Consider the following 16773-nt stretch of genomic DNA (forward strand, 5'->3'; position numbering starts at 1 on the left):
TTTCTAAACTCTTACAGCATTAGGAACTAATAGCTCATATTCTCCGCCGTGGGTAATAATCTCGCGGACAATACTACTGCTAATGAATGATTTTCCAGAAGAAGTCAGCAAAAATACTGTTTCCAGTTTTTTATGAGCCAACGTTCTGTTGGTATGAGCAATTGCTTTTTCAAATTCAAAATCAGCAGGATTTCTTAATCCACGGATAATATACTGAGCATTTTTCTCAAAACAGTAATCAACAGTTAGTCCTTCGAAGAAATCAACTTCTACATTTGGGAATTCAGCAACAGAATTCTGAATAAATTCCATCCTTTTTTCAGGAGAGAACATATACTTCTTCTGTGAATTTTGGCCAATGGCAATAATCAGTTTGTCGAAAAGAGGTGCTGCTCTTTCAATAATATCGTAATGACCTAATGTTATCGGATCAAAAGATCCCGGAAATACGGCTATTTTCATGATTTTATTTTTTTTCGAAGGCTTTTTCTACTTCATTTCCACATAAATCTTTAATGGAAATACCATATATTTTTGCCTGTTGAGGTAAGATACTGGCTGGCGAGAAACCTGGATTTGTATTCATTTCCAACATGTATGGTGTACCATCCATGATAATAAATTCGCTTCTGGAAAAACCACTCATTCCTAATGAATCATAAGCTCTCTTAGAAATTTCTTCTACTTTTAATCTGGTAGCATCATCTAGTCTTGCAGGTGTAATTTCTTCTGAAGCACCATTATATTTCGCTTCGTAATCGAAAAATTCGTTCTTCGGAACAATTTCAGTAATTCCCAGAACAATTGTTTCTCCCTTGTAATCTAATACACCAACCGAAACTTCTGTTCCATTAAGGAAGCTTTCTATTAAGATCTCATTATCTTCTTTAAACGCAATTTCAATAGCATTCTGAAGTTCTGAAATTTCTTTTACTTTCGAAATTCCCAATGACGATCCTGATTGGTTCGGCTTTACAAAAAGAGGTAGACCCAATGTACTAATAATCTCATCATGATTAATATTTTCTCCCTTTCGGATGTAAATACTTTTTGCAGAAGGGATTCCGTATTTAGACAATACAGCAAGTGTATCTTTTTTGTTGAAGGTTAGTGCACTTTGGTAAAAGTTGCATCCTGTATACTTTTGTCCGACTGCATCCCAGTATGCCTGTAATATTCCGTTTTCTCCCGGAGTACCATGGATAATATTGAAGCATACATCAAATTTTAGCTGTTCTCCGTTTAGGTCAACAGAAAAGTCACCTTTATTGATCGGGAATTTTTCGTTGTTATCCGTAATTAAAAACCATCCGTCCTTCAGGATGTGAACTTTATAGACATTGTACAGGTCTCTGTCCAGTTCATCAAAAATAAGCTGTCCGCTTTTCAGGGATACTACATATTCGTCGGAATAGCCGCCCATTACTACGGCCACATTTTTTTTTGTCATTCGATTAAATAAAAAGGTATGTATTAGGGCAAATTTAGCTAAAAAAATATTGCGATAAAGTTTAGCTGAATAATTTATATATTTGCGTTACTATTTTTAAGAATTGCCTTATGCTAAAATCACTTTTCAATTGGAAAGTATTACTTAATATCCTTTTAGCCATCGTTGTTTTCGTTGGTTTAGTCTGGTTAACTTTTCGCTGGTTAGATTTCCATACCAATCACGGAAAAGAAATTGAAGTGCCTAATGTTATCAACATGTCAGCACAAAAGGCCATCGAAGTATTGGATAATGCAGGGGTGGCTTATCAGTTAGACAGCCTTAAATTCGATCCTAAATTTAAACCATCTCAGGTATTAAAAGTAGATCCGCTGCCAGGTTCACGTGTAAAAGACGGAAGACCAATTAAAGTATATATAAATCCTAAAACCTGGGCTAAAGTTGTTATCCCGGAAGTTATAGATACGTATAAATACAGAGCTTTTGACAAGCTTACTCTTGTAGGGCTAAAAGTTGGAGATACTTTGTATGAGCCAAGTATTGCTAAAGATGCTGTAATCCGTTTAATGTACAACGGAGCACAGGTGAAGCCAGGTGATTTTGTGCCTCGTTTCTCTGTTATTGATGTGGTAGTAGGACAGGGGCCTAAAAGAAATGTACCGGTACCTAATATCGTAGGAAGAACATTACAGGAAGCTAAAGAAATTATTAAGCAGAATTATTTTGAAAATGGTTTGTTCTATGATGAATATGACCAGTCTGTGTCTGATCCTTCAATGATTGTATTCTATCAGAACCCAGCTGCCGGAAGCATTTCCGATCAGGGCGTACAGGTAGACCTGTGGGCAAGTAAGAAAACACCAGCAGAAATGCATGCTAAGATTAATGAACTGGATAATATTTATCGTCATAATCTTATTCCTCAGGTAGACCCGGGAGATACTAATTTCGACGATTTTGATACTCCACCGCCACCACGTCCGGTAAAACCAAAACCTGTTGAAAAGCCAAAAACAGATGCACCTAAGACAGTAGTGCCTGAGAAAAAGGAGTCAACAGATAAAAAAACGGTTACAAAAACAGAGCAGAAACCTAAGTCTGAAGAACATAAACCTGCTGATAAACCAAAAGAAAAGAAAAAGGTAATTATTGAATAATGACAGAAGAAGAAAATGAAGACCTTTTTGATGATGTTAATGATATAGAGATATCAGATGAAACCGGAGGTCTTTACGAGCATCTTAATTTAGTTGTCGATAAGAAGCAGGAACCCCTGCGTATAGATAAATATCTGCTGTTATTCAGACAGAATTCTACAAGAAATAAAATTTCGCAAACTTGTCGTGCCGGTAATGTAGTGGTTAACGGTATGCCTGTTAAGCAAAACTACAGAGTAAAACCGGGCGATGAAATAAGTGTTCTGTTGGCTCATCCACCAAGAGAGAACGTTATTATTCCTGAAAATATTCCGGTTAATATTGTTTATGAGGATGATGATCTTGTTGTAGTAGACAAGGAACCAGGTATGGTAGTGCATCCGGGATTTGGAAACTGGAGCGGAACTCTTGTCAATGCATTGGCATATCATTTTGAACAAAACGGAGATAAATCGGACTTGGACCGTGTAGGTCTTGTCCACCGTATAGATAAAGATACCTCCGGATTGTTGGTGATTGCTAAGAACGAATATGCACTAAGCTTTCTGGCAAAACAATTTTTCGACAGAACAACAAAACGTTTGTATTGGGCTTTTGTATGGGGTAATGTAGATGAAGATGAAGGTACGATCAAAGGGCATATCGGAAGACATTTTAAAAACCGTATGCAAATGGCCGTTTATGAAGATGGCAGCCATGGAAAACATGCTGTAACCCATTACAAAGTGTTGGAACGTTTCCGCTATATGACCTGGGTACAGTGTAAACTGGAAACTGGGAGAACACATCAGATCAGAGCGCATTTTAAGCATATAGGGCATACTTTGTTTAATGACGAACGTTATGAAGGACATACTATACTGAGAGGGATAAACCTTCCGAAATACAAACAGTTTGTTCAGAATATTTTCGATGTTTTACCACGTCATGCTTTACATGCTCATACTTTAGGCTTTATACATCCAACGACTAAAAAAGAAATGTTCTTTGAAAGTCCTATGCCGGAAGATATGAGTACAGCGGTTGAAAAGTGGCGAAATTATCTGTCCAACAACGGATAATTATATATACAGGCTATGCTTTATTTCCATATACCTTTCTGCAAACAAAAATGCAGTTATTGTAACTTTCATTTCTCAACTTCACTAACTCTGAAGGATGACATGATGAAGGCTATCCATAAGGAAATAGATTCCAGACATCATGAACTTCCTGATAAGCATATTAAAACACTTTATCTTGGCGGAGGTACTCCTTCATTGCTTTCAGTTGATGAAATAAAAGCTTTACTAGATAAGAGTGCACAGTATTATGATTTCGATTCTGAAATAGAAATTACGTTAGAGGCAAATCCCGATGATCTGAATACTTCATTTCTGAAAGAGCTTTCCAAAAGTGGTGTTAACAGACTAAGCATTGGAACACAATCTTTTTTTGAAGATGATCTGAAGCTTATGAACCGTGCACATACTTCCGGAGAAGCAGAAGATTCTATTAAAAGAGCACAGGATTTTGGACTTGAGAATATAAGTATTGATCTTATTTATGGCTCGTCATCCATGCCAATATGGAAAGAAAATCTACAGAAAGCAATAGCATTGCAAATATCACATATTTCTTCCTATGCACTGACTGTTGAACCTAAGACAGCTCTTGCAAAATGGATAAAAGATAAAGTAGTTAAAGCTCCGAATGAAGAAGTTCAGAATGAAGAGTTTTACTACATGTCGGAGTTTTTAAAAGAACAGGGATTCATCCATTACGAAATATCCAATTTTGCAAAAGAAGGTTTTTATTCCAAGCATAATTCTGCGTATTGGAAAGGGCAACCTTATTTAGGGTTTGGACCTTCTGCCCATTCTTATAACGGCGGGAATATACGTTCGTGGAATATTGCTAATAATGCTTTGTACATAAAGGGTCTTGCTGAAAATATAAGAAACTTTGAAGAAGAGCAGCTTTCTCCAAAAGACCAACTGAACGAACTGGTTATGATTGGGCTTCGTACAATATGGGGAGTAGACATGGCTAAAATACAATCGACTTTTGAAAAAGATATTCAGGAAGAATTCCTTTATCTTTTGCATTCAAAAAAAGAAGAAGGATTGATTATTGAAGATTCAGGTTACCTCAAAATTCCTGAAAAACATTGGTTTTTAGCTGATGGTATAGCTTCCGATCTTTTTTTAGTATAATTCATGTTCCTGAATGTATTATTCTGACATTCAAAAATCTTCCTTATTTTTGGTAAAATAACCTTTGCTGCCAAATGTTGCAAGAACTAAAAACTTTACCATGAAAAAAATAGTACATGTGGCTCTTTTGATGAGTGCACCTTTTCTCCTTGCTCAGGAGCTGAAACCTTACGGAGCTGTTCCTTCGGAAAGGCAACTGAGATGGCATGAGATGGAAACCTATGCATTAATACATTTTACACCTACAACTTTTCAGAATAAAGAATGGGGTTTTGGAGATGCTTCACCGGAAATTTTTAATCCCACTTCATTCGATGCAAATCAGATTACCAGAGCTGCTGCATCTGCCGGATTAAAAGGATTGATTACGGTAGCAAAACATCATGACGGTTTTTGTCTTTGGCCTACGAAAACAACATCTTATAGCATAGCCTCCTCACCATGGAAAGGAGGAAAAGGAGATATGGTAAAAGACTTTATGCAGGCTTCTAAAAATGCACATCTCAAATTTGGTGTTTACCTGTCCGCATGGGACCGAAATGATGTGAGATATGGAACTCCCGCCTATGCAGATGCTTACAGGACACAACTAACGGAACTTATGACTAATTACGGACCATTATTTACCTCATGGCATGACGGTGCAAACGGAGGAGATGGTTACTATGGAGGGCGTAATGAGAAGAGAACTATTGATCGTACTACATATTATCAGTGGACGGAGAAAACCTGGCCTATCGTAAGAAAGCTGCAACCGGGTGCTGTAATATTTTCGGATATAGGACCTGATATGAGATGGGTAGGAAATGAACATGGATATGCAGCAGAAACATCATGGGCAACATTTACACCCATAGGATTAGACGGAAAGAAACCTGTGCCGGGAGCTGCGGTTTATACAAATGCCGGAACCGGAGACCGAAATGGTAAATACTGGATTCCTGCGGAGTGTGATGTACCTTTACGACCAGGATGGTTTTATCATAAAGATCAGGATGCTAAAGTAAAAACTCCGGATCAGTTGTTTGATATCTATATGAAGTCTGTTGGGAGAGGAGCTGATATGAATTTGGGATTATCGCCTATGCCTTCAGGAATTCTTCATGATAATGATGTAAAATCCCTAAAGGCTTTTGGGGTAAAAATAGCAGAAACTTTTAAAACTAATTTTGCAGAACGGGCAAGTATTAAGGCATCTGATGTAAGAGGTCAAAACCTGAAAAAATTCGGGACACAGTTTATTCTGGATAAAGACCGCTATAGCTACTGGGCAACAAATGATGGAGTAACGCAGGCGCAGCTGGATATTAAATTGGCAAAACAGGCAACATTCGATATTATTCGTTTAAGAGAAAATATTAAACTGGGGCAGCGCATAGACAGCGTGAAAATAGAAGGCTTAGTTAACGGAAAATGGGAAATACTAGGTAAAGCAACCAGTATTGGTGCAAACCGTTTGATTAAACTGGATAAACCAGTTAGTCTCACTGATCTCAGAGTCCATATTTATGCGCCTGTAGCAATTACACTAAGTGATTTCGGACTGTATAAAGAATATAAAGAGGCATTTGCATTCGATCATACAACAGAAGCTAAAAAGATAAAGATTCCTACCGGAATGGCCAGAATAGATCAGGTTATTCTGAATGAAAACGCCAATACATTTGTATCTGTTCCAAAGAATGAATCTCTGATTTTTAATATTGACAGCCGGAATATTACAGGTTTAGGATATTTGCCTAGACAGGATGGTAAAACTGATGGTATGATTACAAAATATGCTGTTTATACAAGCGATGGTAATTCACGTTGGAAACTGCTGAAAGAGGGAGAATTTTCCAATATAAAAGCCAATCCTGTGTGGACGAGAATAAACTTTGATAAACCGGTTACAGCTAAGTTGATAAAACTCGTTCCAAAAGAACTTACGGAGGGGCAGCAATTCACCGTTGCCGGAGTTGAATTTTATGAAGAATAATCGGGGCAAAAACTTAATTAAACCTTCTAATTTTTGTAACTTGCATGCCCAATTTTAGATGAAAACTTTGAATAAAGTAAATATACAGGGACTTTCTCCAAACCAGCCGATAGGTGTCTTCGACTCTGGGGTTGGTGGGCTTACTGTGGCTAAAGAAATTAAAAGACTGCTTCCGAATGAAGATTTAATCTATTTCGGAGATACTAAACACCTTCCTTATGGTGAAAAATCGAAGGAAGCTATCGTAGAATATTCGACCAAAATCACCAACTTTTTGCTGGAGCAAAATTGTAAAGCTATTGTTATAGCCTGTAATACGGCAACAGCGAATGCACTGAAAGAAGTATTAGAGTTGGTTGCTAGTAGAGTTCCGGTAATTGATGTAATTAATCCTGTAGCAGAAAAAGTAGCGTATGAAATACATACCAATGTGGGTGTTATTGCTACAAAAGCAACTGTTAATTCAGGACTTTACCGAAAGAGTATCAGAAAGCACAATAAATTTATCAAAGTAGATGAGCTGGCAACCCCGTTGCTGGTTCCTGCAATAGAAGAAGGTTTCAAAAATCATCCTATTACTCATGCTATTATTTATAATTATCTGAGTAATAATAAGCTGAAAAATATAGAAACACTTATATTGGGATGTACCCACTATCCTTTGCTGCTAGACGAAATCAAGCAATACTACGGAAACAGAGTAAGGGTTATCGACTCTCCGAATATTGTGGCTAATCAGCTGAAAATAATTCTGGATAAGTATCATTTGCTTAATGAACAAAATCATACACCTTCTTATCATTTTTATTTATCAGATATTACTAAGAATTTCGAGAAAATTTCGAGAAAATTTTTTGGAAACAAAATAAGCCTCGAACTAAAAGTGCTGTAAGAGAGATCTTTAAAAAAATAATAAAAAGCCGGAAGAATTGTCTTTCGGCTTTTTCGTTTTTAAATACATAATGCTCTATTCTGAAACGGTTTATTTTATATGTATCATAATTATGATATAAAGTTATAAATTAAATTATTTTTATAATTTATTTTTCTGTCGGAAATTTGTATCATCAAAAAAAAACAGTTAGAAATGGAAAATATATTTATCATCAACGGAGGGCAGACTTTTGCACATTCAGGTGGAGCTTTTAATAAATCAATTACAGGATGGACAAAAGAAGTTTTAGAAAAAGAAGGCTTTAAAGTAAGAGTAAGTAATGTTAACGATGAGTTTGATCCTATGGAAGAAGCTGAAAACTTTAAATGGGCAGATGTTATCGTTTATCATTTTCCGGTTTGGTGGTTCCAGGTACCTAACAGACTGAAATTTTATATAGATGAGGTATTTACTGCCGGACATAAAAATGGTATCTATGAAAGTGACGGCCGCTCCCGTACAAATCCGCAGATCAATTACGGAACTGGTGGGCTAATGCATGGGAAAAAATATTTTGTAACTTCTAGCTGGAATGCACCAGATACAGCATTTACAATGGAGGGAGAATTCTTCCAACAGAAATCTGTTGATGAAGGTATTTTATTTGGTTTCCACAGAATGAATGCTTTTGCCGGGCTGGCACATATCGGAAGTTTCCATTTTCATGATATGGAAAAGAATGCTACTCCGGAAAGAGTGGGACAGTACGAAATCGATTATAAAGAATATGTACAGAGTATTTTTGCAAAAGAAAAATGTATTCTTCAGAATTAAAATGAGATTATAAATAAAACATAATTATATGAAAATCTATTTAACAGCTATACTAAAAGCTAAGGGAGGAAAAAAAGAAGAACTGTTGGTACTTCTCCAGAACATGGTAGAAAATACAAGAAAAGAAGCAGCTTGTATTAAATATGATCTGCAGCAAGGAACAGAGAATGAAAACTTATTTATTTTCCATGAAATATGGGAAAGTGCAGAAGGCCTGGAGCAACATAATCAGCAGGAGTATATAAAAGCTTTTGTATCCAAGGCTGATGAGTTGTTGGAAGAGCCAGCGCAAATATATCTGGCAAATTTGCTCTTTTAATAAATAACGTCTGTACATTATTAAAACTCTAACTTCAAATTAAGAGCAGTATAGAATATAATTTTTTTCATTTCATTATTTAATAATTTATTAAATTTATGTAAACTAAATTATAATAATATGAAAAAAATACTATTTATTGTTTTGATGGCACTACTTGTATCCTGTGAAACTGAGAGAACTGCCATGACTGATGTTAATTTTGAAACTAAAACCAGTCAATTTTCTTCTTTATCACCTAATTTGCTAAAAGCAAATTCATTAGGTATAAATTCAAATTACCCTAACGGACAAATAATTCTAGTAATATTCCCTACAGCTGCTTGTGATGGTGAATATGGTAGAGGCTATGAATACTCTGCCTATGTAGCTTCTAATACCACAGTCCCTTATGAAAGAATTGTTTATTCACAGATAATAGACTATTCTTCACAATCCATATATGCAGTGCCTATATTTAGAATTCCTGCTAATGAGCATGTATCTAGTCAGGCACAAAATGTTTTTGTAGGTTTAAGTATAAATTCTAGTAATATTTCTCCCATAGTTAGAAGAGTTGATATTAATAATGAGCCACAATTTGGATATGAATTTTTGGATATAAGAACAACAATTACAACTTGTCCTGAAACCTCATGGGGAAAGGATCCATGCCAAAGCTTAACCGTAAAAGATTGTTTGAAAAAATATAATCAGCATTTATATGAATTTCTTTATGAGCAGCCAAAGCCAAAACCAGAGCCAGAAGCTAAGAATTTAGGTAAATAAAGAAAATTATTACTATATGATAGTAAATATAGTTTTAAAATAAAGTAAAAGAAGAGGTTATTGTCATGACAATAACCTCTTCTTTTTTTGAGTAGTATTAGAATTTAAATCCTATACTGAAATATACTCTCCAGAGATTTAGAAAATCATTTTTAGAAACATTGACATTGATAGGACCTAAAATTGATTCGTATCCCAGATTTAGTCCATACCCTATTATATTAACATTATCATTGAACGGAGAAAGCCGGTCACTAAATGCACCATAATTAAAAGAAGGTGTAAGGTATAACTTTTTCATAATCCTGTATTGTAATGATAACCCTGCTTTTGCTACAGAAGTCAGAGGTAATTCTTTCTGACGGAATCCGTTGAACTCAGGAGTCATCATGTCATAATTATATTCGCTGCCACCAAGGTTATATTTTTGGTTTAGGAACAGGTATGGAAACAAATCTTTTTCTTTGCCAAAACTTGCCCCCAAGAAAACGTTCACTTTAGCTGTAAGTCTTTTGGTAATAGGCTGAGCATAATTCTCATTTAAAGTAAATGAAATTAAATTTTGAGGTTTATAATAGAATGGTGTTTTAGGATCTAGTATTAAATTTAACTCAGGCTGGACTTTTGCCAGATCATACAAATCATACTGATCTCCGTAATAAAACCTTGTACTTACCTGCAGGTGATTCCCTCTGGTGGAATAATATCTTTTATTCAGGTTATTTTGTTCAAGCTTCAGGAATGTATTAAAGTTACTATGGCTGTATAGCTTTTTGCTATAGTTATTTACTTTTGACTGATCTATCTTATCCAGAAAGCGATTCATTCGCTCTGCACTAAATTCGGTTCCGAAAGAGATAAAAGCATTCGGGTGGATATTATAGTTTATGGCAATCTTCCCGGTAATGTTTCTGTACATGTAGTTCGGGAACCTTATATTTTCGTCATTACTGTCTATGTCAAGAAGTCTGAATGTTAGATCATTACTTCGAAGGTATACCATCTTTCCTTCCAGATTTAGCCACCATCGGTGCCCATTGTCTAAAAATTTTTGATAATCTATTCTCGCTTTAAAACGTTCCGCAGCATCTACAGTTACTAACAATCTGGATTTACTGAAAACAAAATTCCGGTAAGTATAGTTAACGATAATTCCTACAGACTGTTCGTTGTCATAATGCAGAGCCAGTTTAAATGCACCTTTTTTAGCCCTTTTTACAAAGATATTCATTGTAAGACCGTCGCCTGTATTGGTGTAAGTATAATACACTTTCTCGTACTGTCGCATTCCGAATACACGGTCTATTGCTTCATTTATCGTTTTAGCATCGTAATAGTTACCCTCTTTCAGTTCCATCTGTTTGCGGATAGTTTCTATTTCGTTTGTATCTGTAATTGGGGTTCCATCCTCTTCACTATAGGTAAACTGTGTGGTCGGCATTTTCACTTCCTCAATCATTTTGTGATCATATTTTATACCGAGCTTTCGCTGAGCCTCAGCTAATGCCACAAATTCTGGTAAATGTTTTTTAGCTTCTTTTTCTCCGATTTTTATAATCTCGTCATACTTCGCAAAATCCTTAGTCGTAATGTCTCCCAAAGGTTTTACAAAATCAACCATAATATTGGATAATGCTTGCTGATGTTTGAAGTCTTCTACTGAACGGATAGCATGCGTCTGGTAGATCATTTTCATAGGATTTTCAATTTCTTTTTTTGTGAAAAGCCTAAATCCGGTATAGCCACCAACAACAAAATCAGCTCCCATTTCCCGTACTTCATTTGCCGGAAAGTTTCTGTCTAGTCCGCCATCTACTAATAGCTTTCCATCGATATAAACCGGAGCAAATGCTGCGGGTATCGCCAGTGTAGAACGGATCGCTAAGGGTAAAGATCCTTTTTTCTGCATGACCAATCCGCCATTTTCAATGTCGGAAGAAGTAAGTTCAACCGGAATTCTTAGTTTACTGAAATCATTGATATGTTTTGCATTAAAGGTCAGTGTGTTTAGAACCTCTCCCATATACTGGCCTTCGATATAAGAGCTGGGAAGGGTAGGGAAGCCTTTTACAACCGGAAACTCCAGAATGTATTTGTCATACTCATCCTTCTCACTGATATTTATTTTATTGTACGGAATTTTATTGCTCAGGATTCTGTTCCAGTGTACTTTGTAAACAGTTTCTTTTAACTGATCTGCATTGTAACCCATAGCATACAGACCTCCAAGAATACCACCCATACTGGTACCGGTTATATAATCTATTTTAATTCCTAATGAATCTATCATCTTAAGAATTCCCAGGTGTGCAAAGCCTTTTGCTCCGCCACCACTAAGGGCCAATCCGAATTTGGTGTCTTTGGTTATGTTTTGCAGTGTCGTATTCAGGGAATCCGTCTTTTGCTGCGCCTGTACAGAATAAGATATGACTATTATAAAAAGTAATAGCAGTTTTTTCATATAGTGGTTTGTTTGTGTTCCACAAATTTATAAAAAAGCTCCATCCGGATTTTCGGATGGAGCGAAATATAAATAATAATTATTAATCTGTTTTTTTTGCGAAAAAGCTGAAACTCACGTTTCCGTATTTTCGTGTTTCCTGCAGATTTGGATGTTCAAATTTTTGCCTGGACTGATGTTCCAAAATAAAGACTCCGTTTTCCGCAAGTATATTCTTATTCAGTACAAGATCTATTAAATCATCGTACTTGGCTTTATCCATATCAAATGGTGGATCTGCAAAAACCAAATTGTATAATTTACCATGGTTTCTTTCTTTTTTTAACCAATCGAATACATCACCACGACTAAGGTTTACCTGAGATTCGAAGCCTAGTTCTTTTGCAGTGGAGTTAATAAACCCGCAGTGCTTAGGATTAAGGTCTACAGAGGTAATGTCTTTTGTGTCACGGGAAGCAAATTCTAATGAAATAGAACCGATTCCGGCAAAAAGATCCAATACGGATAAATATTCTATGTCGAAGCGGTGTTCAATAATACTGAATAGTGCTTCTTTTGCAAAATCTGTTGTTGGGCGAACTTCAAAGTTCTTCGGAGCGGCAATTTTTTTACCCTTCCACTTCCCCGATATAATTCTGTACATTTTATTGAAGGATAAAGTTGTGTTTGTTTTTAATGCTTTTCTCTACAATTTTTACCTGATGGGCAAATTTCTGTAATTCGCTAAGGAAAGTTTCATTTTCATCAATTTCTCCATAAACAAGGAACTGAAGATTTTTCAGGTCAAAGTTTAGCTTAGAAACAGCAAACATGATAAAGTAAAGAAAGTCTACCTCGGAATTTGCATCCAGATTATTGTAAAGCAAAATCTTTCCGTCTTTCATGGCAAAAAACTCTGCCTGATTGTGGTAAAGATTAATGTGTATTTGTTCACCACTGGTTTTGGTAAGAGTCTGGCTTAGAAATTTCTCTCCCGAAAAATTAAAAACCGCAGGAATATTAGAAGACTTTATTTTCTGATAAAATTCCTTCGGCATGGTATAATAAAACTGGATATGAAATTTTTTGTTAATCGCCAGCATCAATTCTTCATTAACTTCATCTACCGGAGCATTATAAGAAATAAGTTGGTAACCCAACTGGTGCTGGTCGAAACCAAAAGGTAACATACTGAAATGATTAAGCGCAGAGACTACCTCAATTTTTTTGAGATTCCCCTGTTTTAATACTTCTGTAAGTTTATCGGAAATATAACCTTCAGGCGTTTCTTCATCTTTGAAAAAAGCCCTCTCAGCATAAGAAGAGCCCTTGCCTATGGTCCATTGTAAACCGTCTTTTGTGAAAAGTAGAGATAATTTCTGCATGTTTTTCAGCCTAATGTGCAAATTTAAGTATTTTAGTTGGCAGTTGAAAATTATCACCTTAGGTGAGGATAATAATCTCTGATAAATCCTAATAAACCTAATGAAGGTAAATGATTAAATATAATGTAAAGAGGTTATATTTCATCGACAAATTCACCTTTCTTATCAACGATCTGATTTCCCCAGCTTGTTATTGCATCTAATACCGGGATAAAAGTACTTCCAAAATCGGTTAATTCATAAATAACTTTTATTGGTGGCTTCTTGCCATAAACCTTTCTTGAGATTAGTCCGTCTTTTTCCAGTTGTTTTAGTTGTAAGCTTAGCGTCATTTCAGTAACTGAAAACAATTCTTTCCTTAGTTCACTAAACCTTTTCTCACCATCCTTCAGATGATACAGTATAACAGTTTTCCATTTTCCACCAACGAGGTCCATCGCCAGGCTTACAGAACAAGGGTATATTTTATCTTCTATTTTCACATATTTTCCAAGGCATTCTCTTTTCATATCCGGTAATTTAAGGCCTATCGGAATTGATAGTTATTGCAAATTTAGAGTACTAAAAATAATTTTGCAACTATAATTTTGATAGTATAAAATATAAATAGAAAACAATGACATTAATTATTTTAGGACATCCCGATTGGGAAAAATCATTAGCGAATAAAGAGATTGTTAATGGATTGGTGAATAGTGAGGCAAATGTTGAAGTCAGAAATCTTCAGCAGTTATATTCCGATTTTAAAATTGATATAAAGAAAGAACAAGAAGCATTGTTAAGGCATAAAATATAGTGTTTCAGTTTCCCTTCTATTGGTATACTATGCCCGCAATTTTGAAACATTGGTTCGACTTGGTATTGGAATATGGGTTTGCCTATGGCTCGACAGGTGATAAGCTGAGAGGTAAGAATTTTATTCCCAGTTTTACAGTTGGATCAGCTGAAAATGAATACAAAACTTTAGGAGAACATCATTTCAGAATTCCTGAGTTTTGTAAAAACCTTGAACAAACAGCTTATTATACACAGATGAATTATATCGAGCCATTTTATTTTCATGGTACTTCGCTAAATGCCGGTTATACAGAAGAGGAGGTAAAGAGTAAAGCAAAGAACCAGGCCGGAAAATTAGCTGAACTGCTGAAAACTTTAGAATAAAAACTTATCAGGATTTAGTTCTTTATGATAATTGTAATGGATAACTTATTTCAGGATTACGGTAATTGTACCGGACTGGTGTTTGAAGAAAGTTCCGTCTTCATACTCCAGGCCTGTTTCTCCACGAAGAACATCCAAAACCATAGACTGCAATACACCATCACCAATACCATGGATCACATCTAATCTTTTGATGTGATTTTTTCTGCAAAAATTAATAGTTTCCTGCAGATGTTGCTTCTGAATAAAAAGTCGTTCCCAGGAATCATAATCGGACGGATTGTTGACCAGTTGATCAAAATGAAGATCTAAAACCAAAGCCGGAATTTTATTCTTTTTAGAAACGTTTTTTTTGGGTTCCGGTTTTACTGTAACAGGTTGCAAATTGTATAAATCTGCTTCTGACGGAACAATTTCAGATGATGGGTAAGTATGCTCAAAACCATATTCATCTTCTATGGTGATGAGGTTTTTGTGAATTTTGATAATCTTTCCTTTCAAATTATCATTCAGTACCGAAACTTTGTCTCCTGCCTTCATTGTTATTTATTTTGCCCCCAATTCGATAGCTTCCAGATCCTTTATTTCGCTTCCGTCAATTATAAAACGAAGCATCGTACGTACTTTATGCCAGCCAACTTTACCACAAGCCCCCGGATTAAGATGGAGAATATTTCTTTCCTTATCCATCATAACTTTCAAAATATGGGAATGTCCCGATATAAATACTTTAGGAGTGTGTTTGTTAATTTCGGCTTTTGCTAAAGGTGAATAACGTCCGGGGTATCCACCGATATGGATCATTAATACTTCTACTTCCTCACACTGAAACCGTAAAACCTCCGGAAACTCCTTTCTTATTTCGGTTCCGTCTATATTTCCGTATACCCCTTTTAAAGGTTTTATTTTTTGTAAAGCCTCTATTACATCCGTATTTCCGAAGTCGCCTGCATGCCATATTTCGTCGGCCTGTTCAGCATAAGAAAGGATGCGGTCGTCCATATAAGAATGAGTGTCGGAAAGTAATAATATTTTTTTCATAAAGAGAACTTTCAGTTGCGATAGAGTTCGTATTTTTGCATATCGAAAATCCAGACAAAAATACAAACAAATTACGCTATTTCATCGCTTTTTCCTATAATGGCGCATCCTTCTTCGGGTTTCAGATACAACCCAACGAAATTAGTGTCCAGGAAACTTTGGAAAAAGCATTGAGTACGTTGCTGCGTGAAGACATCAAAATAACAGGTGCCGGAAGAACGGACACCGGAGTTCATGCTAAAAAAATGTATGCACATTTTGAAACCAGTAATATACCGGGAGACCAGCTGGTGCATAAGCTAAACAGCTTTTTGCCACCAAGTATTGCGGTCCAGGAGGTATTTCAGGTTTCTAAAGATCTGCATGCGAGATTCAGTGCGTTATACAGGACTTATGAATATTATATTTCGCTGAAAAAGAATCCGTTTACAGAAAATTCTGCATGGCAGCTTTGGCGAAAAACTCTGGATGTAGATGCGATGAATAAAGCCTGTGAAATTTTGTTTCAGTATAAAGATTTTACAAGTTTTGCAAAACTGCATACCGATAACAAAACTAATTTCTGCGAAATTAAGAAAGCGGTATGGGAACAACATGGGGAAGAACTGGTTTTGACCATTTCGGCCGATCGTTTTTTACGGAATATGGTTCGTGCAATAGTAGGAACTATGGTAGAAGTAGGCACCGGAAAAATAAAGCCGGAAGATATCCATGATATCATTGAAAAGAAAAACCGGAATGCCGCCGGAACATCGGCTCCTGCTCATGGATTGTATCTCGTGGATGTAGGTTATAACTTTGATAATTAACCGGAGGAATATATGCTGGGAGTTTTATTTTTGATCTTTATTTATCGGTATTATGCGAACTTAGCAAAACAATATGCTAAGATTAAATGGCATTACGGGTTACTGGGAGTAGTTATTTTTATGGCGGTACAAATGACCGTTGGAGGAGTGTATGGTATTTATCTGGCTATTGCAGAGCCAGGTGAACTGGAGGATGAAAGTACCATTGTTGGAATTACACCGCTTAATCTGATTGGCTGGTCAATTGCTGGAGGAACGGTATGGGGAGTTCATAAAATGCTTGAACACAAACTGATCAGTGAAAGGCAAACTCAGCCTTCTATAGATATTGATCTGATAGGAAAAAAAGAAACTGAATAATA

The 16773-nt window shown here is 35.9% G+C and carries 20 protein-coding genes; 12 read left to right on the top strand and 8 right to left on the bottom strand.

Going from position 1 to position 16773, the window contains the following annotated elements:
• Nucleotides 1–3 precede the first annotated feature (3 nt).
• Nucleotides 4–462, bottom strand: a complete 459-nt coding sequence (coaD, locus tag BAZ10_RS16135; RefSeq protein WP_009086358.1) for a pantetheine-phosphate adenylyltransferase — start codon at nucleotides 460–462, stop codon at nucleotides 4–6.
• A gap of 4 nt (nucleotides 463–466) precedes the next feature.
• On the bottom strand, nucleotides 467–1450 hold the full coding sequence (locus tag BAZ10_RS16140; RefSeq protein ID WP_059325206.1) for a D-alanine--D-alanine ligase: 984 nt from the start codon (nucleotides 1448–1450) through the stop codon (nucleotides 467–469).
• A gap of 110 nt (nucleotides 1451–1560) precedes the next feature.
• Between BAZ10_RS16140 and BAZ10_RS16145 the strand changes: the two genes are divergently transcribed.
• From BAZ10_RS16145 to BAZ10_RS16180, 8 genes are all read left to right on the top strand, one after another.
• Complete coding sequence (locus BAZ10_RS16145; RefSeq protein ID WP_078772909.1) at nucleotides 1561–2607, top strand: PASTA domain-containing protein; 1047 nt, start codon at nucleotides 1561–1563, stop codon at nucleotides 2605–2607.
• Nucleotides 2607–3668, top strand: a complete 1062-nt coding sequence (locus BAZ10_RS16150; protein WP_078772910.1) for an RluA family pseudouridine synthase — start codon at nucleotides 2607–2609, stop codon at nucleotides 3666–3668. The genes BAZ10_RS16145 and BAZ10_RS16150 overlap by 1 nt, the downstream gene beginning before the upstream one ends.
• Nucleotides 3669–3683: 15 nt before the next feature.
• A complete protein-coding gene (gene hemW, locus BAZ10_RS16155) occupies nucleotides 3684–4802 on the top strand; it encodes a radical SAM family heme chaperone HemW (protein WP_078772911.1) in 1119 nt (372 codons plus the stop codon).
• A 100-nt stretch (nucleotides 4803–4902) separates the two neighbouring features.
• Nucleotides 4903–6780: an alpha-L-fucosidase gene (locus BAZ10_RS16160; protein ID WP_078772912.1), complete on the top strand. Its 1878-nt coding sequence runs from the start codon at nucleotides 4903–4905 to the stop codon at nucleotides 6778–6780.
• 58 nt (nucleotides 6781–6838) lie between these two features.
• Nucleotides 6839–7672, top strand: coding sequence for a glutamate racemase (gene murI / locus BAZ10_RS16165; protein WP_059156627.1), 834 nt, complete (start codon nucleotides 6839–6841; stop codon nucleotides 7670–7672).
• Nucleotides 7673–7867: 195 nt separating this feature from the next.
• Entirely contained in the window at nucleotides 7868–8488 is a 621-nt protein-coding gene (locus tag BAZ10_RS16170; protein ID WP_045183517.1) for an NAD(P)H-dependent oxidoreductase, read from the top strand.
• 28 nt (nucleotides 8489–8516) lie between these two features.
• The gene (locus tag BAZ10_RS16175) at nucleotides 8517–8807 is read left to right on the top strand and encodes a putative quinol monooxygenase (protein ID WP_078772913.1); all 291 of its coding nucleotides are present in this window, start codon (nucleotides 8517–8519) and stop codon (nucleotides 8805–8807) included.
• Between the two features lie 120 nt (nucleotides 8808–8927).
• The gene (locus BAZ10_RS16180) at nucleotides 8928–9575 is read left to right on the top strand and encodes a hypothetical protein (RefSeq protein ID WP_078772914.1); all 648 of its coding nucleotides are present in this window, start codon (nucleotides 8928–8930) and stop codon (nucleotides 9573–9575) included.
• 97 nt (nucleotides 9576–9672) lie between these two features.
• Here BAZ10_RS16180 and BAZ10_RS16185 read toward each other — a convergent pair whose 3' ends face one another.
• The 4 genes from BAZ10_RS16185 to BAZ10_RS16200 all read right to left on the bottom strand — a co-directional run bounded on the left by BAZ10_RS16185 (nucleotide 9673) and on the right by BAZ10_RS16200 (nucleotide 13909).
• Entirely contained in the window at nucleotides 9673–12036 is a 2364-nt protein-coding gene (locus BAZ10_RS16185) for a patatin-like phospholipase family protein (protein ID WP_078772915.1), read from the bottom strand.
• Between the two features lie 82 nt (nucleotides 12037–12118).
• Nucleotides 12119–12679: an RsmD family RNA methyltransferase gene (locus BAZ10_RS16190; RefSeq protein ID WP_059156623.1), complete on the bottom strand. Its 561-nt coding sequence runs from the start codon at nucleotides 12677–12679 to the stop codon at nucleotides 12119–12121.
• A 1-nt stretch (nucleotide 12680) separates the two neighbouring features.
• Nucleotides 12681–13400, bottom strand: a complete 720-nt coding sequence (locus BAZ10_RS16195; RefSeq protein ID WP_078772916.1) for a DUF3822 family protein — start codon at nucleotides 13398–13400, stop codon at nucleotides 12681–12683.
• A gap of 134 nt (nucleotides 13401–13534) precedes the next feature.
• Complete coding sequence (locus BAZ10_RS16200) at nucleotides 13535–13909, bottom strand: winged helix-turn-helix transcriptional regulator (protein ID WP_078772917.1); 375 nt, start codon at nucleotides 13907–13909, stop codon at nucleotides 13535–13537.
• 107 nt (nucleotides 13910–14016) lie between these two features.
• Between BAZ10_RS16200 and BAZ10_RS19400 the strand changes: the two genes are divergently transcribed.
• Nucleotides 14017–14196 (top strand): NAD(P)H-dependent oxidoreductase, encoded by a 180-nt coding sequence (locus tag BAZ10_RS19400; RefSeq protein WP_260262727.1) that lies wholly within the window; start codon nucleotides 14017–14019, stop codon nucleotides 14194–14196.
• Nucleotides 14197–14225: 29 nt separating this feature from the next.
• Nucleotides 14226–14561 carry an NAD(P)H-dependent oxidoreductase gene (locus BAZ10_RS19405; protein WP_260262726.1) on the top strand — a complete coding sequence of 112 codons (336 nt, stop codon included), beginning with the start codon at nucleotides 14226–14228 and terminating at the stop codon, nucleotides 14559–14561.
• 45 nt (nucleotides 14562–14606) lie between these two features.
• Here BAZ10_RS19405 and BAZ10_RS16210 read toward each other — a convergent pair whose 3' ends face one another.
• Complete coding sequence (locus tag BAZ10_RS16210; protein ID WP_078772918.1) at nucleotides 14607–15101, bottom strand: Smr/MutS family protein; 495 nt, start codon at nucleotides 15099–15101, stop codon at nucleotides 14607–14609.
• A gap of 6 nt (nucleotides 15102–15107) precedes the next feature.
• A complete protein-coding gene (locus BAZ10_RS16215) occupies nucleotides 15108–15602 on the bottom strand; it encodes a metallophosphoesterase family protein (RefSeq protein ID WP_078772919.1) in 495 nt (164 codons plus the stop codon).
• Nucleotides 15603–15637: 35 nt separating this feature from the next.
• On the opposite strand from BAZ10_RS16215, the gene truA reads away from it, so the two are divergent.
• Nucleotides 15638–16411 carry a tRNA pseudouridine(38-40) synthase TruA gene (gene truA / locus BAZ10_RS16220; RefSeq protein ID WP_078772920.1) on the top strand — a complete coding sequence of 258 codons (774 nt, stop codon included), beginning with the start codon at nucleotides 15638–15640 and terminating at the stop codon, nucleotides 16409–16411.
• Between the two features lie 12 nt (nucleotides 16412–16423).
• Entirely contained in the window at nucleotides 16424–16771 is a 348-nt protein-coding gene (locus BAZ10_RS16225; protein ID WP_009086320.1) for a hypothetical protein, read from the top strand.
• The last annotated feature ends 2 nt before the right edge of the window (nucleotides 16772–16773 follow it).

Origin of the sequence: Elizabethkingia occulta (assembly GCF_002023715.1) — a bacterium.
Taxonomy (GTDB): Bacteria; Bacteroidota; Bacteroidia; order Flavobacteriales; family Weeksellaceae; genus Elizabethkingia; species Elizabethkingia occulta.

Excerpts from the sequence above, each read along its gene's own strand:
- BAZ10_RS16145 (WP_078772909.1), top strand. The coding sequence starts at position 1,561 with ATGCTAAAATCACTTTTCAATTGGAAAGTATTACTTAATATCCTTTTA.
- hemW (WP_078772911.1), top strand. The coding sequence starts at position 3,684 with ATGCTTTATTTCCATATACCTTTCTGCAAACAAAAATGCAGTTATTGT.
- BAZ10_RS19400 (WP_260262727.1), top strand. The coding sequence starts at position 14,017 with ATGACATTAATTATTTTAGGACATCCCGATTGGGAAAAATCATTAGCG.
- BAZ10_RS16190 (WP_059156623.1), bottom strand. The coding sequence starts at position 12,679 with ATGTACAGAATTATATCGGGGAAGTGGAAGGGTAAAAAAATTGCCGCT.
- BAZ10_RS16225 (WP_009086320.1), top strand. The coding sequence starts at position 16,424 with ATGCTGGGAGTTTTATTTTTGATCTTTATTTATCGGTATTATGCGAAC.
- BAZ10_RS16180 (WP_078772914.1), top strand. The coding sequence starts at position 8,928 with ATGAAAAAAATACTATTTATTGTTTTGATGGCACTACTTGTATCCTGT.
- BAZ10_RS16200 (WP_078772917.1), bottom strand. The coding sequence starts at position 13,909 with ATGAAAAGAGAATGCCTTGGAAAATATGTGAAAATAGAAGATAAAATA.
- BAZ10_RS16210 (WP_078772918.1), bottom strand. The coding sequence starts at position 15,101 with ATGAAGGCAGGAGACAAAGTTTCGGTACTGAATGATAATTTGAAAGGA.
- BAZ10_RS16150 (WP_078772910.1), top strand. The coding sequence starts at position 2,607 with ATGACAGAAGAAGAAAATGAAGACCTTTTTGATGATGTTAATGATATA.
- coaD (WP_009086358.1), bottom strand. The coding sequence starts at position 462 with ATGAAAATAGCCGTATTTCCGGGATCTTTTGATCCGATAACATTAGGT.
- BAZ10_RS16175 (WP_078772913.1), top strand. The coding sequence starts at position 8,517 with ATGAAAATCTATTTAACAGCTATACTAAAAGCTAAGGGAGGAAAAAAA.
- BAZ10_RS16160 (WP_078772912.1), top strand. The coding sequence starts at position 4,903 with ATGAAAAAAATAGTACATGTGGCTCTTTTGATGAGTGCACCTTTTCTC.
- BAZ10_RS16215 (WP_078772919.1), bottom strand. The coding sequence starts at position 15,602 with ATGAAAAAAATATTATTACTTTCCGACACTCATTCTTATATGGACGAC.
- BAZ10_RS16140 (WP_059325206.1), bottom strand. The coding sequence starts at position 1,450 with ATGACAAAAAAAAATGTGGCCGTAGTAATGGGCGGCTATTCCGACGAA.
- BAZ10_RS16170 (WP_045183517.1), top strand. The coding sequence starts at position 7,868 with ATGGAAAATATATTTATCATCAACGGAGGGCAGACTTTTGCACATTCA.
- BAZ10_RS16195 (WP_078772916.1), bottom strand. The coding sequence starts at position 13,400 with ATGCAGAAATTATCTCTACTTTTCACAAAAGACGGTTTACAATGGACC.
- murI (WP_059156627.1), top strand. The coding sequence starts at position 6,839 with ATGAAAACTTTGAATAAAGTAAATATACAGGGACTTTCTCCAAACCAG.
- BAZ10_RS19405 (WP_260262726.1), top strand. The coding sequence starts at position 14,226 with ATGCCCGCAATTTTGAAACATTGGTTCGACTTGGTATTGGAATATGGG.
- BAZ10_RS16185 (WP_078772915.1), bottom strand. The coding sequence starts at position 12,036 with ATGAAAAAACTGCTATTACTTTTTATAATAGTCATATCTTATTCTGTA.